The 15,014-nt window shown below is 69.4% G+C and carries 11 protein-coding genes; all 11 read left to right on the top strand.

The features are described 5' to 3' along the window. The first annotated feature begins 65 nt into the window (after positions 1–65). From AB6807_RS27235 to AB6807_RS27185, 11 genes are read left to right on the top strand one after another with little or no spacing between them, the layout of a single operon-like run. Entirely contained in the window at positions 66–3,005 is a 2,940-nt protein-coding gene (locus tag AB6807_RS27235) for a type VI secretion system Vgr family protein (RefSeq protein ID WP_371086978.1), read from the top strand. A gap of 18 nt (positions 3,006–3,023) precedes the next feature. Further along, positions 3,024–5,618: a DUF2169 domain-containing protein gene (locus AB6807_RS27230; RefSeq protein WP_371086977.1), complete on the top strand. Its 2,595-nt coding sequence runs from the start codon at positions 3,024–3,026 to the stop codon at positions 5,616–5,618. Further along, a complete protein-coding gene (locus AB6807_RS27225) occupies positions 5,615–6,691 on the top strand; it encodes a pentapeptide repeat-containing protein (protein ID WP_371086976.1) in 1,077 nt (358 codons plus the stop codon). The genes AB6807_RS27230 and AB6807_RS27225 overlap by 4 nt, the downstream gene beginning before the upstream one ends. 31 nt (positions 6,692–6,722) lie before the next feature. After that, positions 6,723–7,382, top strand: coding sequence for a DUF3540 domain-containing protein (locus tag AB6807_RS27220; protein WP_371086975.1), 660 nt, complete (start codon positions 6,723–6,725; stop codon positions 7,380–7,382). 30 nt (positions 7,383–7,412) lie between these two features. Next, positions 7,413–7,808: a DUF4150 domain-containing protein gene (locus tag AB6807_RS27215; protein ID WP_286517217.1), complete on the top strand. Its 396-nt coding sequence runs from the start codon at positions 7,413–7,415 to the stop codon at positions 7,806–7,808. A 27-nt stretch (positions 7,809–7,835) separates the two neighbouring features. Continuing rightward, the gene (locus AB6807_RS27210) at positions 7,836–10,220 is read left to right on the top strand and encodes a type VI secretion system Vgr family protein (RefSeq protein ID WP_371086974.1); all 2,385 of its coding nucleotides are present in this window, start codon (positions 7,836–7,838) and stop codon (positions 10,218–10,220) included. A 19-nt stretch (positions 10,221–10,239) separates the two neighbouring features. Next, the gene (locus tag AB6807_RS27205; RefSeq protein WP_371086973.1) at positions 10,240–10,740 is read left to right on the top strand and encodes a DUF6484 domain-containing protein; all 501 of its coding nucleotides are present in this window, start codon (positions 10,240–10,242) and stop codon (positions 10,738–10,740) included. Between the two features lie 41 nt (positions 10,741–10,781). Next, positions 10,782–11,906 carry a DUF2169 domain-containing protein gene (locus AB6807_RS27200; protein WP_371086972.1) on the top strand — a complete coding sequence of 375 codons (1,125 nt, stop codon included), beginning with the start codon at positions 10,782–10,784 and terminating at the stop codon, positions 11,904–11,906. Continuing rightward, positions 11,903–12,961, top strand: a complete 1,059-nt coding sequence (locus AB6807_RS27195; RefSeq protein ID WP_371086971.1) for a hypothetical protein — start codon at positions 11,903–11,905, stop codon at positions 12,959–12,961. The genes AB6807_RS27200 and AB6807_RS27195 overlap by 4 nt, the downstream gene beginning before the upstream one ends. Positions 12,962–12,966: 5 nt before the next feature. Continuing rightward, positions 12,967–14,103, top strand: coding sequence for a PAAR-like domain-containing protein (locus tag AB6807_RS27190; RefSeq protein WP_286517222.1), 1,137 nt, complete (start codon positions 12,967–12,969; stop codon positions 14,101–14,103). Positions 14,104–14,122: 19 nt separating this feature from the next. Next, positions 14,123–15,004, top strand: a complete 882-nt coding sequence (locus tag AB6807_RS27185) for a hypothetical protein (RefSeq protein WP_371086970.1) — start codon at positions 14,123–14,125, stop codon at positions 15,002–15,004. The last annotated feature ends 10 nt before the right edge of the window (positions 15,005–15,014 follow it).

The following is a 15,014-nucleotide window of genomic DNA, read 5'->3' as shown; positions in this document are numbered from 1 at the left end:
CTGTTTGTCTTTGAGGCGGCCTGTTCACACGCCCCGAACAACAACACCACCAGCGCAATAAGAAAATGGCCGACAACGAGTTCCGCATAGAAAGCGATTCCCCCGCCAAGGACGACCTGATGTTCTGGCGCATCGTGGGGCACGAGGCGCTGGCGCGTCCGTCGGCGTACGAGCTCACGGTGTTGTCGACGAACAAGGCGCTGGACGCCAAGGACATCCTCGGCCATGCCTTCGATGTCGTCATCGTGTTCAAGGACGAAGACGGCGGCACGCACGAGCGGCACTGCCAGGGCCACGCCGTGCGCTTCGTGCGCGCGGGGCACATGGGCCGGCACCACGAATACCGGATCACCCTGCGCTCGTGGTTCTGGCTGCTCGGCAAACGCACCAACTCCCGCATCGTGCAGGACAAGAAAGTGCTCGAAGTGCTCGACGCCGTGTTCGAGGACAGCCCCATCAAGCGCTTCAAGAAGACCAAGGCCGACAACGTCATCGGCACCCACAAGCCGCGACGGTACTGCGTGCAGCACCAGGAAAGCGACTACCAGTTCCTGTCGCGCCTGCTCGAGGACGAAGGCATCTACTACTGGTTCGACGCGCACGACGCACCCGGCACCATGCACCTGTCGGACGCCAGCGACATCGCGCACGACAAGCTGCCCGCCGCCGCCACGCTGCGCCACATGGCCACCAACGCCGCCGAGCCGCGCTTCAACGAGATTTCGCGCTGGGTCAGCGCGCGCCAGTTCGACACCGGCAAGCATTCGTCGCGCGACAGCGACTTCAAGGCCATCAAGAAAAAGCTCGGTGCCGACATCGATTCGTCGGACGACCACGAGCTGGCCAACCTGGAGATGTTCGAGTTTCCCGGCGGCTACTTCAGCGGTGACGACGGCGAGGCGCGCGCCAAGCTGCGCGGCGACGAGCTCAACGCGCGCCGCGACCGCCACTGGGCCGTCACGCCCTGGCCCGACGTGGCCGCCGGGCGCGGTTTCAGGTTCGAGGGCGACCCCGACGGCACGCGCAACGGCGACTACATCGTCGCGGCCTGCACCTTCGTGGCCAGCCACCGCGGCTACGAAGGCGTGAGCGCCAGCGCCTCCGCCGCGGCGCGGCCCGTGCGCGACGCGCTGGCCGAGGTGCTGCGCGACGACGCCGTCAACGCCGACACGCTGCCCGTGCTCGAAGAGCTGATGGCCGCCACCCCCGCGCTGGCCGCGGCGCAGACCGGCGCCAGCGTGTTCCTCGTCACCGCCATGCCGGCCGAGCGCCTGTACCGCGCGCCGCGCCTTACGCCGCGCGTGACCATGCCCGGCCCGCAGACCGCCATCGTGGTCGGCCCCAAGGGCGACGAGCTGCACGTGGACGACCACGGCCGCGTGAAGGTGCACTTTCACTGGGACCGCTACGACGAGAGCAACGAGAAGTCGACCTGCTGGGTGCGCGTGTCGCAACCCTGGGGCGGCAAGGGCTGGGGCGGGTACTTCATTCCGCGCATCGGGCAGGAGGTGATCGTCGACTTTCTGAACGGCGACCCTGACCGCCCCATCATCGTGGGCCGCGTCTACAACGACGACCAGCCCATTCCGTACAAGTCGCCCACGCAGAGCGGCTTCAAGACCCGCTCCACGCCCGGCGGCGGTCCCGCGAACTACAACGAGATCATGTTCGAGGACAAGAAGGGCGAGGAGAACATCAACATCCACGCCGAGCGCAACATGAGCCGCAGCGTGGAGCTGGACGACTCGACCTCGGTGGACCGGGACCAGAGCATCACTGTCAAGCGGGACCAGACCAGCCACGTGGACCGCGACCGCAAGAGCACCGTGACGCGCAACGACACCAACATGGTGGTGGTCGACCAGAAGAACACCGTCAAGGGCAACCAGAACAACCAGGTGGTGGGCAACCGCACCAGCTTCGTCGACAGCGACGACAAGACGATGGTCACGGGCACCAGCCTGAGCGACGTGACCGGTGCCCGCACCGACACCTCGCGCGCCGGGGAAACCCGCAACGTCATCGGCAACCAGAGCATCACCGTCAGCGGCAACCTCACCTACAAGGCCGCGAAGATGAGCTTCGAGGCCGGCCACATCGACTGGCTGGTGACGGGCTCGAGCTCCAAGTACATCACCGTGCCGACCGGGCCGCTGCACCTGATGGCCAACAAGATCAAGCTGATGAGCAACACCGGCATCGAGATGATGGCCGCGGGCAACATCGACCAGACGGCCGTGGGCTCGAACACCACCATCCTCGGGCCCAACACCAGCGGCTACATCGGCAACAACTCCGAGGCCAACCTGGGCATCACCAGCTCCACCTTCATGGGCATGAGCATCGAGAACTCGGTGTCGCTGGCGATGAGCAACTTCGTGGGCGTGGCCATCGAGAACACGCTGGCCGTGAAGCTCATCAACTGCGCGGCGCCGGAGATCAAGTCGATTTCCACCGCGGACGTGAACCTGACGCCGCTGAAGGTCATCAGCCCGGGCGGCGGCGGTGGCGCCGCCACCGCGGGCGCGGTGGCCGGCGTGATCGGCGCGGTGTCCGGCGCGGCCACCGCGGTCATGGGCATCGCGGCCACGCTGCAGCAGTACGCCGATGCGGCCGAAGCGCTGGACCGGGCGTCCGCGGAGGCGACGGCCGCGGGGCTGCCCGGGCTCGCCGGCCGGTTGTCCTCGCTGGCCGGCATTACGCGCAAGCGGCGCGAACAAGGCCTGATGGCGGCGGGCACGGCCGCGGCCGGCATCTTCATGCCGCCGGCACTGCCCCTGTTCATGGCCATGGGTGCCGCCGCTGCGGCCACCAGTGCCACGGACGACGCGGGTGCGAGCGACCTGGCCGGCAACGTGCCCGCCAACGCCGACGGCTCGCGCACCGCCTCGAAAGACGACAGCGGCTCGGCCGCGCCGTGGGCGCCGCCTGCGGGATCTGGCGGCGGATCGGGCGGCGGATCGGGCGGGGGTTCGGGTGGCGGCTCGGGCGGTGGTGGGTTGTAGGCGCAAGGACACGCCGCGATGCAGATCCTCAAGCCCCAGTCGCTCGGCCTGTCGACGCGCCCCATCGAGTTTCGCAAGCGCTTCGGCCTGAGCATCAGCGCCTGCCTGCACCTGCCGTTCGCGCAGGCCGAGCACGGCACGCTGTGGGCCGAGCAATCGATGTGGTCGTTCCTGGCCAAGGAGATGGCCCAGCCGCTGATCGACGAGGGCGTGGCCAAGCTCACGCCGGAGTTCCTGGTGCACGGCAAGGCATTCGCCCCGCCGGACCGGCCCTCCGGTTGCGCGGTGCGCGCCCGCTTCGGCACGCGGGAGAAAACGCTGCTGGTGCTGGGAGACCGCTACTGGAACGGCGCCAACCCGAGCGAGGCCCGGCCCTTCGAGGAAATGCCGCTGGACTGGTCCAGGGCCTACGGCGGGCCGGACTTTCCGGCCAACACCGGCGGCCGCGGCCGAGATCAGGCGGGCGGCGCGGTGTGGCTGCCCAACATCGAACTGCCGCACGACCGCCTGCTGCGCCCCGACCAGGCCATCGCGCCCGCCGGCCTGGGCGCGCTGGACCCGATGCACCCGCAGCGCGTGCAATACCGCGGCACCTACGACGCCGACTACCTGAAGCAGCACGCGCCGGGTTTCGCGCCGGACACCGACTGGCGCTACTTCAACCTGGCGCCGCCCGACCAATGGATGGACGGCGCGCTCGCGGGCGACGAGGCGTTCTCGTTCGAGAACATGCACCCGCAAAAGCGCCTGGTCGAAGGCCGCCTGCCGGGCCTGCGCGCGCGTGTGTTCGCCGGCTACAGGATGGCGGCCGGCGAGCCCAAGGTGCGCGAGGTGCCGTTGCGGCTGACGACGGTGTGGTTCTTTCCGCATGCCGAGCGCTGCATCGCCATCTTCCAGGGGCTGGCGGAAGTCGGCACCGACGACGGCAGCGACGTGGTCAGCCTCATGGGCGCCATCGAGCGCATCGGCGAGGCGCGCTCCGACGCGCACTACCTCGACGCTGCAGCAAAGCGCGCCGACCCGAAGATGGGCCCGATCCACGCCCTTGTCGACAGCGACCTGCTGCCGCAGGGCGTGAGCACCCTCGACCCCGACGTGGAGGCCGCCAAGGAACCGTTCGCCGCCGAAGGCCTGCAAGGCGAAGCCCAGCGCCGCCGCGCTGAGATGGAAGTGACGCTGGCGCGCGACAAGGCCGTGGCCATGGGCAAGGACCCGGACGCGCTGGGCATCCGCATGCCGCCGCGCGAGAACGTGCCGGTGGGCGACGCGCTGCCGCCTTACCTGGAAAAACAGCTGAAGGAGGCCGAGGCCCTGCAGTGGGCGGCGGTCGAGGAAGCGGTCGGCGCCATCGAGCGGGCGATGGCCATGTCGCAGGCGATGAACATCGACCTGGCCAAGGTACAGCACCGGGGTCCGCCGACCTGGAACGCGGACCACCAGATGGCGCAACTGCGCGTGCAGGCCGGTGCCGGAACGCCACCCTTCGACCCGACGCCGCTCTTTCCCGGGCTGTGCCACGCCGAGGACGCGCACCGCACGGGCTACCTGCACGGCGCGCACATGCAGCCGCCGGCCTTTGCCATGCCGCACGAGCAGGCCGCCGCGCTGCGCGACGAGATGGCGCGCGCGGTGGCGGCGGGCATCCGCTTGTTCGCGGGCATCGACTTCACCGGCGCGGATTTTTCCGGGCTCGACCTGCGGAATGTGAACTTCGTGGGCGCCTGGCTGGAGAGCGCCAACCTGCGCAACAGCAACCTCTCGGGCGCCGACTTCTCGGGCGCGGTGCTGGCCCATGCCAACCTCGAAGGCGTGATCGCCATCGGCACGCGGTTCGCCAAGGCCAACCTCGGCAAGGCCGTGCTGGCGGGGGGCGTCTTCGATGAATCGGATTTTTCGGGCGCGATGCTGATGCATTGCGCCTTTGCCGGCACGCAGATGCGGCGCGCCCGTTTCGCCCGGGCCAACCTGCTGGAGACCACGTGGGGCGACGCCGACTGGTCGGGCGCCGACCTGGGCGAGCAGGTGTTCCACAAGCTCGACCTGAAGGGCATGCGCTGGCCGGAGGCGAACCTGTCGGCGTGCAGCTTCATCGAGTCGGATCTTTCGGGCGTCGACATGCACCTGGCGACGCTGGAGAACGCGACCTTCGTCACCAGCAAGCTCGACGGCGCCCTGATGACGGCGGCCCGCTGCAAGAGCGCGGTGGCGGTCAAGGGCTGCAGCCTGGCGGGCGCGGACCTGAGCCAGGCCGACCTGCGCAACTTCAACTTCGGCGCGGGCGACCTGCGCGGCGCCAAGCTGGTCCGCGCGCTGCTGGACGGCGCCAATCTCTGCGAGGCGCGGCTGGAAGAAGCCGACCTTCGGCTCGCCAGCGCCAAGGGCGCGCTGTTGCGAAAGGCTGTCTGCACCCGCGCGCTGTTGTCGGGCGTGAACTTCAGCGACGCGATCTTCCAGTCGGCGGACCTGCGCGGGGCCGACCTGCGGCGCAGCAACCTCTTCGGCGCCGACCTTGGTCGCGTGCGCCTGGACGGCTCGACGAGCTTCGACGGCGCCTTGCTCAAGCGGGCGCGCACGTGGCCGCGGCTCACCCCCGAACAGCAGGCGGCGCCATGAGCGCGGCGCCGCGTACAGCGATGAGCCCCGAGCTGCTGACGATGGCCGTCGGCCTCGGCGAGACCCTGGAAGGGCTCGACCTGAAGAAGGGCGCCTATGCCGGCCTGTCGCTGGGCGGCGGGATCTTCTCGCGGATCGATTTCGCCGGCACGGACTTCCGCGGCGCCGACCTGCGCGAAACCGTGTTCGACCAGTGCGACCTGCGCGGTGCCCTGGCCTCGGGCGCCAACCTGCGCAAGGCCGTGTTCAACCGCTGCACGCTCGACCACGTCGACCTGCGCGATGCCAACCTGCACGGCGCGGTGTTCACCGAGTGCGACATGGCGCATGCGCAGATGGCGCAATCGGTCATGACGATGGCCACGCTGTCGCGCTGCAGGCTCGACCACGCGGTGCTGCGCGGCGTGCTGCTCGACTCGGCGGTGATCAGCCAATCGGTGCTGCTCGACGTGTGCGCCGACGACACCCGCTGGCACTACACCACCGTCACCGAGTGCGACCTTGCCCACCTGAGCTGGAGCGGCGCGCGCATGCTGCGCAACGTGTTCTTCAAGACCTCGCTGCGGGGCAAGTCGTTCGCGGGCCTGACGCTCGAGGGCTGCCAGTTTTCATCGACCGACCTGGGCGGCGCCGACTTCAGCGGCGTGGCGCTTGCGCAATGCAACTTCCAGGGCGCCAAGCTCGACGGCGCGAAGTTCGCCGGCGCCACCGCGCCCCAGGCCATCTTCTGCGCGGCCACGGGCAAGGGGGTCGACTTCGCGGGCGCGCGGCTGCGGCAAGCGATGTTCACCGGTGCCGTGCTGCCGCAGGCCGACTTCAGCGCCTGCGACCTCTACCAGGCGCACTTCGCGGGCGCGATGCTGCGCGGCGCCAACTTCACGGGCGCCGAGCTCACCTATGCCGACCTGCGCCATGCCGACCTCGGCAGCGCCGACCTGCGCCGCGCGAGCTTGCTGCGCACCGTGCTGCACGGCGCCAACACCGACGACGCGCAGGCGACCGACCGCGCGCGCGCGCTGGAAACCGACCCCGAGCTGGCGCAGTCCGAGCGCTGGCAGCCGCTGGTGGCCTGAGCGCACGAACACAGACACAGAGGAACATGCCATGAGCTACACCAATCCCGCCACATCCAGGCCCGCCAGCCGCCGTCGCCAGCCTGTCCCCCAGGCGATTGCCGGCGAATGGTGCGTGGGCATCCTGGGAACCGACGCCAGCGGCGCGCGGGTCGTCGCCAGCGGCGGCCTGCGGCTGCGCGCGCAACGCGCCGCCAGCTGCCTGCTGGCGCCCGCCGACGGCGACAGCGTGGCCTGCCTGCGCATCGCGCCCGACGAGGTCTGGATCATGGCCGTGCTGCAACGCGAGGAGGGCACCCCCAACGTGCTCGACTGCCCCGGCAACCTGCGCATCGCCGTGGACGGCGGCGCGCTCGAGCTGGAGGCCGCGCGCGTCGGCCTGAAGGCCGGTGCGCTCGATGTCGCCACCCAGAAGACCCGCGTGGTCACCGACAGCGCCGAGGTGGTGGGCCGCGAACTGCACCTGGTCGGCACGACCCTCAAGCTGGTCGGCTCGGTGCTGTCCTCGGTGATGGACCGCGTGCAGCACTTCAGCAAGCACTACCTGCGCACCACCGACGGCATCGACCGCGTGGCCGCCACGCACGTGGAGCGCGAGGCCAGCCAGGTGCTGCGGCTCGAAGGCGAGCACACGCTGGTGAACGGCCGCGAGCTCATCAAGGCGCGGGGCGCGCAGATTCACTTCGGCTGAAGCGGCCACACCACCCGGAGCCGCCAGAAAATGTTCGCCAACTGCCAGCTGATGGGCACCGACATGGGCTTTCCCGATGTCTGCATCACGCCCGCCGCGCCGTCGCCCATTCCGGTGCCGTACCCCAACATCGCGATGGGGCCGATGGCCATTCCCAACTGCCCCACGATCCTGGTCATGGGCGCACCCGCCCACAACCTGGGCACCACCATTCCGATGACCAACGGGGACAACGCCGGCGTGCTGCTGGGCGTGGCCTCGGGCACGGTGATGGGGCCCAGCCGCCATCTCACGGGCGCCTTCACCGTGCTGTGGAACGGCATGCCCGCCACGCGCCTGACCAGCGTGTCGCTGCAGAACAGCACCAACTGCCCCGGCGTGCGCACCGTGCCCAGCCAGACGCTGGTGCTGCTGCTGGCGCCGTAGCGCGGCGCGCCGCCAAGGAGCAGGGCCATGGCCGACCACGAGTTCCGCATCGAGAGCGATTCGCCCGCCAACGGCGAGCTGATGTTCTGGCGCGTGGTGGGCCACGAGGCCCTGGCGCGCCCCTCGACCTACGAGCTCACTGTGCTGTCGGAGAACAAGGCCATCGACGCCAGGGACATCCTCGGGCGCGCGTTCGACATCGTCATCGGCTTCGAGGACGCCGACGGCGGCCGCCACGAGCGGCACTGCCAGGGCCACGCGGTTCGCTTCGTGCGCGCGGGCCATGTGGGGCGCTTCTTCGAATACCGCTTCACGCTGCGCTCGTGGTTCGGGTTGCTCACGCGGCGCATCAACTCGCGCATCCTGCAGGACAAGCCGGTGCTCGAGGTGCTCGACGCGGTGTTCGAGGACAGCCCCATCAAGCGCTTCAAGAAGACGCGCAGCGACAACGTCATCGGCACCCACAAGCCGCGCCGCTACTGCGTGCAGCACCAGGAGAGCGACTACCAGTTCGCATCGCGGTTGCTGGAAGACGAGGGCATCTACTACTGGTTCGACGCGCACGACGCGCCGGGCACCATGCACCTGTCGGACGCCAGCGACTTGGCGCACGACAAGCTGCCCGTGGCCGACACGCTGCGCTACGTGCCGGGCGACGCGGCCGAGGCGCGCTTCAACGAGGTGTCGCGCTGGGTGGGCGAGCGCCAGTTCGACACCGGAAAGTACGCCTCCACCGACAGCGACTTCAAGGCCATCAAGAAAAAGCTGGAGGCCGCCGGCGGCACGCCCGACAAGCACGAGCTGGCCGAGTTCGAGGCCTTCGAGTTCGCGGGCGGCTACTTCAGCGGCGGCGACGCCGACGACAAGGGCAAGCTGCGCGGCGAAGAACTCGGCGCGCGCCGCGAGCGCCACTGGGCGCTCACGCCCTGGCCCGACGTGGCCGCCGGGCGCAGCTTCACCTTCAAGGACGACCCCGACGGCACGCGCGACAGCGACTATGTGATCGCGGCCTGCACCTTCGTCGCCAGCCACCCCGGCTACGAGGGCGCCGACGTCGAGGCACAGCACGTGAGCATGAGCGTGAACGACGTGCTGCGCGAGGCGCTCGCGGACGACGCCGTGCTGGCCGACACCCGCGCCGCGTTCGAGGCCGTGGTGGCGCGCACGCCGTCGCTGCAGGCGGCCCTGCCGGGCGCCAGCACTTTCCTGCTCACCGTGTTCCCGGTGAACGTGCCGTTTCGCCCGCCGCGCCTCACGCCGCGCGTGGTCATGCCGGGGCCGCAGTCGGCCATCGTGGTGGGGCCGGCGGGCGAGGAGATTCACGCCGACGACTTCGGCCGCGTGAAGGTGCACTTTCACTGGGACCGCTACGACAAGAGCAACGAGAAGTCGACCTGCTGGGTGCGCGTGTCGCAGCCCTGGGCCGGCAAGGGCTGGGGCGGCTACTTCTGCCCGCGCATCGGGCAGGAGGTGATCGTCGACTTCTTGAACGGCGACCCCGACCGGCCGCTGATCACCGGGCGCGTGTACAACGACGACCAGCCCATTCCCTTCGGCACCCACACGCAGAGCGGCTTTCGCACGCGCTCCACGCCCAAGGGCAGCGCGGCCAACTGCAACGAGCTGCGCTTCGAGGACAAGAAGGGCTCGGAGCAGGTGTACCTGCATGCCGAGAAGAACCAGGACATCGAGGTCGAGAACGACGAGACGCACTGGGTCGGCCACGACCGCACCAAGACCATCGACCACGACGAGACCGTGCACGTCAAGCACGACCGCACCGAGACGGTCGACAACAACGAGACCATCACCGTGCACGGCCAGCGCACGGAAACGGTCGACAAGAACGAGACCATCACCATCCACCAGAACCGCACGGAAACGGTGGATTTGAACGAGACGATTTCCATCGGCCAGAACCGCACCATCACCGTGGGCGCGAGCGAAGCGGCCACCGTGGCGCTGCAGCGCACGCACACCGTGGGCGTGAACGAGACCATCACCGTGGGCGCGGCGCAGGAGATCACCGTGGGTGCGATGCAGGCGGTGACCGTAGGGGCGAGCCAGACCATCAGCGTGGGCGCGAGCCAGTCGAGCAGCATCGGCGCGAACCGCTCGGTGGACGTGGGGGCGAACCTTTCGACCAACGTGGGCAAGAACGAGACGCGCAGCGTGAGCGAGGCGCGCACGGCCAGCGTGGGCAAGGACGATTCGCTCTCGGTGGGCAAGAACCTGGTCATCACCGCGGGCGATTCCATTTCCATCACCACGGGCAGCGCGAGCATCACGATGAAGAAGGACGGAACCATCGTCATCAAGGGCAAGGACATCACGATCGAAGGCTCGGGAAAGATCAACGTCAAGGCGAGCAGCGACATCGTGATGAAGGGTTCGAAGATTCTGCAGAACTGATTCACTTGGGAGATCGACCATGAGCGGCAGAGACCTGATCGAGACGCAACTGGCGGCAAACGCCACGCAGGAGCCGGTCGCGGGCCCATGGCAGGCCGCTGTGATCGGCGAACTGGTGGCCATCGCCGATGAAGGAAGCACCCCCCTGGTCGTGTTCGCGGGGCAGCCCGGCACGGCGGCGCTGCGCGCGCGCAGCGTGATCGACCTGCACGGCGCGCACATCGGACGGGCCGTGGTGCTGATGTTCGAGCGGGCCGATCCGGCCAGGCCCATCGTGATGGGCGTGCTGCGCGACGCCAGGGGTTGGCCCCGGCCGGAGGTGCCCGCGCCCGCGCAGGTGGAGGTCGATGCCGACGGCGAACGGCTCCTCGTGAGCGCGCGGACGCAGATGGTGCTGCGCTGCGGCAAGGCCAGCATCACGCTGACGCGCGCGGGCAAGGTGCTGATCCAGGGCAGCTATGTGCTCAGCCGCTCGACGGGCGTCAACCGGCTCAAGGGCGGCGCGGTGCAGATCAACTGACCGGCCCGACCGACCGAGCCAACCGACGGAGCGCGAACACCATGGAAGTTGTCAACGCAACGGGCATGACCGTCGGCTACACGCAGGGCGTCGAGCCTTCGGGGCGCGAACTGCTGGTCGTGGTGGTGAAAGGCACCTTCGCCATTCCCGGCCCGTTCGACGATGCCGATGCACCGGCGCAGCCGCATGCGGTGCAGCGGCCGTTGATCGTGGCGGACACCTTCACGGGCGAGCCCGGCTATTCGGCGCCGGCCGAGGAGGTGGACTTCGCGCCGCGCAAGCACCGCTGCGACGTGCTCGTTTCCGGCGTTGCGCACGCACCGCACGGCGAGCCCGCCGGGCGCGTGCTGGTCGGCGTGCGGATCGGCCACTGGCGCAAGGCCTTCGCGGTGACGGGCGACCGGCAGTGGCTCTGCGGCCTGTCGGGCGCCCGGGCCTCGGCGCCCGAGCCCTTCGTCACGCGGCGCATCTCCTACGACGTGGCTTTCGGCGGCGTCGACGCGCGCCATGAAGACCCCGCGCAGCATGGCGCCTACATGCGCAATCCCGTGGGGCGTGGCTGGCATCGGCATCTGCAGGCCCGCTACGTCGATGGTGCGCCGCTGCCCCATACCGAGGAAATCGACCATCCCGTGGACACGCCCGACGGCGCGTTCGCGCCCATGGCGTTCGGCCCGGTCGGGCGCCACTGGGCCGGGCGGCTGCCGCACGCGGGCACCTACGACCAGGCGTGGCTCGACCATGCGTTTCCGTTCCTGCCGGCCGACTTCGACGAGGCCTACTACCAGGCCGCTCCGGCCGACCAGCAGATCGGATTCCCGCTCGGCGGTGAAGAAGTCGTGCTGATGAACCTCAGGCCCGAGGGGCAGACCCGCTTCCGCCTGCCGCGCCGCGAAGTCCCGGTGACCTTCTTCCGGCGCAAGGGCGGCCACGAGGAAATCATGGCCACGCTCGACACGGTCGCGATCGATGCCGAGCAGGGCTTTCTCACGCTGGCGTGGCGTGCCACGCTGCCTCTGAAGAAAAGCATCTTCGAGGTGTCGAACATCCTCGCCGGGCGCATGTCGAGCGGCTGGTGGCGTGCGCGCGAGCTGGGAAAGGAATGGCATCCGTCGCTCGCCGACCTGGTGCGCGCCCGGCGCGAAGCAATGGAGGACGAGGCATGAGCGCCGACGGGCCGGTGGGCGCGGTGCCCATCGCCATCGCACGCGCGGGCCTGGTCACGGGCGTGGGGCTCGACGCGGCGTCCACCTGCGCCGCCATTCGCGGGGCCATCGACAACTTCCAGCAGACCGGCTTCAGGGACACGGCCGGCGAGTGGCTCATGGGCTGCGAGGTTTCGCTGCCTGCGGCCTGGCGCGGCGAGAAGAAGCTGCTGAAGATGGCCGCGCTTTCCGTCTCCCAGTGCCTGGCCGGGCTGGACCGGGTGGACTGCGAGGCCATGCCGCTGCTGCTGTGCCTGCCCGAGGCCGAACGCCCCGGCCGGCTGGTGCCGGACGATGCGCGTTTCTTCGCGGCCCTGGAAGACGAGCTCGGCCTGCGCTTTCATGAACGCTCGGCGCTCGTGGCGCAGGGCCATGTGTCGGTGGCCGTCGCGCTTCTGCAGGCCCGCCAGCTGATCGCCGGCTTGCGCATGCCGCGCGTGCTGGTCGTTGCCGCCGACAGCATGCTGTCCGGCGCCACGCTGGCCGACTGCGAGGCGCGCGACCGGCTGCTGACGAGCGAGAACTCCGATGGCTTCATTCCCGGCGAGGGTGCCGCGGCACTGCTCGTGCAACCGGTGAATGCGCAGGCGGGACCGCAGTTGCTATGCCGGGGCCTGGGCTTCGGGCTGGAGCACGCCCATATCGATTCGGAGGAGCCGCTGCGCGCGGACGGCCTCACCGAAGCCATCCGGCAGTCGCTGCGCGACGCGGATTGCGGCGAAGGCATTCTCGATTTCAAGATCATCGACGCCTCGGGCGGGCAGTACGCATTCAAGGAGGCCACGCTCGCGTTCGGCCGCCTGGACCGCACGAAACGCAGCGAGTTCGACGTGTGGCACCCGGCCGACTGCATCGGCGAGGTGGGCGCGCCCATCGGCGCGGTGATGATCGCCGTGCTGAAGGCGGCCAGCGAGAAAGCCTACGCGCGCGGCGCCAACGCGCTGCTGCACCTGGGCAACGACGACGGCAGGCGCGCGGCCATGGTGTTCTCCTGGCAAGCGGGCGACGGAGGCTGAACGGCATGGCCAACCAGGTCTTCGCCAACGGCCGGGAGGTCGCCTGCAAGGCCGGCGCGGGCAAGACCATCTGCGCGACACCCGACGTCTGCATGACGCCGCCCGAGAACCCGGCGACGCCGCCCGGCGTGCCCGTGCCCTACCCGAACACCGGCCTCGCCTCGGACACCACAGACGGCAGCCGCACGGTGCAGATATCGGGGCAGGAGGTCATGCTGAAGAACAAGTCGTACTTCAAGACCTCGACCGGCGACGAGGCCGGCTGCGCCGCGAAGAAGGGCGTGGTGTCGAGCAAGAACAAGGGCAAGGTCTATTTCATCGACTGGTCGATGAACGTCAAGTTCGAGGGCGAGAACGCGGTGCGGCATCTCGACAAGACCACCAACAACCACGGCAGCCCGATCGCCAACGAGTCGATCCCGTGGCCCTTCGTCGACTCGATGGCCGACGCGGAGATCAAGGCCCTGTGCGACAAGGACCGCGAACAGGAGAAGACCGCCTGCCAGGGCTACAAGAAGAAGGCGGGAGGTCCCGGAAAGGACGTGTGCGAGGAGGCCGGGCTCGGCAGCGCGTTCACGCGCAGCAAGGGCGCGACCACCACGCGTGCGCGCAACGCCAGCGAGAACCCGTGCTCGGCCGCGCGACGCTGCCGCCTCACCTCGTACGACGCCGAGCCCAGGGACGGCATCTCCGGGTGCTGCCCCGCGCAGACCGGCGACCACATCGTGCCCAAGAGTTCGTTCTTCGTGAGCTCGGTGAAGAACGGCACGAAGATGCCCGGCTGGGAGAAGTACGACATCGGCAAGGCGCCCTGCATGTGCACCGAGGGCGGCAGCTGCTCCGGAACGCACGGGCTGCGGCATGCGCACCACAAGACGACGGCGGGGCCCGGCGTGTCGCCCGGCGACCACCGCTCTTTCAACGCGGAGGTCGCGCACTGCGCCGCGGGGGCCAAGGAGGTCGCGCCGCAATGCAGCAAGGAATGCATCGAGGCGCAGCTCCGCCAGGGGCACAAGGGCATGGGCGACCAGCGCAAGGCGGTGAAGTACTCGCCCACGGGCAAGAACGAGATGTCGAGGTTCGCCGAACTGAAAAAGACCATTGCCGCCGCGCTGGCCAAATTTGGCCGGGCGGCACGCTGACAACGGAAAGGAATTTTGTATGGCCACCCGAGCTTCCGATGCGCGCGAATTCGTGCGCGGCGCCGCGCGCTTTCACGACCTGGTCTACGTCATCAGCAAGAGCCATTCGCTGGTGGCGCAGGAAATTGCGCACACCAGCCTGGTCGCGGTGGACCAGGGGCTGTGGAGCGACGCCGTCGACACCGACTGGGACGCGAGCGCCATCGCCATCGCGCGCGGCCCCGAGGAGTGCGTGGTGCTCATCGGCGAAGACGGCGATGTGGTGACCTACGCGGGCGGCAATTCGAGCGAGGAGGCGATCGTGCCGCCGCCCGTGATGATCCGCAACGCGCGCGACATCGGCGGGCGCGTGTACGCCTGCGGCATGAAGCGGCAGGTGTTCCAGCGGCTCGACGGCCAATGGGTGGACCGCAGCGCGCCGCGCGCCGGCGACACCGAGAAGTACGGCTTCGAGGCCATCGACGGCTTCGCCAGGGACGAGATCTACGCCGTGGGATGGGGCGGCGAGGTCTGGCAGTACGACGCCGCGGCGTGGGTGCAGCGCGCCAGCCCTACCAACGTGATCCTCACGGCCGTGTGCTGCGCGGGGGACGGCGTCGTCTATGCGGCAGGGCAGGGCGGCGTGATGCTGCGCGGTCGCCACGACGCATGGTCCCTGGTGCCATGGCAGGACGAAGTTTCCGCCGACCTGTGGGACCTGTGCTGGTTCCAGGACCGACTCTACGTGGCGACCATGTCGGCGCTCTACACGCTGGACCGGGACGTGCTGGTGCCCGTCGATTTCGGTGACACCGGTCCGGCGACCTGCTACAGCCTGTCCGTCGCCGAAGGCGTGCTGTGGTCGGTGGGGCGCGCGCACGTGGCATCGTTCGATGGTGCCGCATGGCGCACCTTCGACTGAGCTGCGTGGG

It is taken from the genome of Variovorax sp. RCC_210 (assembly GCF_041355175.1).
GTDB lineage: Bacteria > Pseudomonadota > Gammaproteobacteria > Burkholderiales > Burkholderiaceae_C > Variovorax.
Note: the sequence above shows the minus strand (reverse complement) of the source record. Positions and strands in the feature narration are given on the sequence as shown.

Coding starts and splice junctions, on each gene's coding strand:
- AB6807_RS27235 (WP_371086978.1), top strand. CDS start 66: ATGGCCGACAACGAGTTCCGCATAGAAAGCGATTCCCCCGCCAAGGAC.
- AB6807_RS27230 (WP_371086977.1), top strand. CDS start 3,024: ATGCAGATCCTCAAGCCCCAGTCGCTCGGCCTGTCGACGCGCCCCATC.
- AB6807_RS27225 (WP_371086976.1), top strand. CDS start 5,615: ATGAGCGCGGCGCCGCGTACAGCGATGAGCCCCGAGCTGCTGACGATG.
- AB6807_RS27220 (WP_371086975.1), top strand. CDS start 6,723: ATGAGCTACACCAATCCCGCCACATCCAGGCCCGCCAGCCGCCGTCGC.
- AB6807_RS27215 (WP_286517217.1), top strand. CDS start 7,413: ATGTTCGCCAACTGCCAGCTGATGGGCACCGACATGGGCTTTCCCGAT.
- AB6807_RS27210 (WP_371086974.1), top strand. CDS start 7,836: ATGGCCGACCACGAGTTCCGCATCGAGAGCGATTCGCCCGCCAACGGC.
- AB6807_RS27205 (WP_371086973.1), top strand. CDS start 10,240: ATGAGCGGCAGAGACCTGATCGAGACGCAACTGGCGGCAAACGCCACG.
- AB6807_RS27200 (WP_371086972.1), top strand. CDS start 10,782: ATGGAAGTTGTCAACGCAACGGGCATGACCGTCGGCTACACGCAGGGC.
- AB6807_RS27195 (WP_371086971.1), top strand. CDS start 11,903: ATGAGCGCCGACGGGCCGGTGGGCGCGGTGCCCATCGCCATCGCACGC.
- AB6807_RS27190 (WP_286517222.1), top strand. CDS start 12,967: ATGGCCAACCAGGTCTTCGCCAACGGCCGGGAGGTCGCCTGCAAGGCC.
- AB6807_RS27185 (WP_371086970.1), top strand. CDS start 14,123: ATGGCCACCCGAGCTTCCGATGCGCGCGAATTCGTGCGCGGCGCCGCG.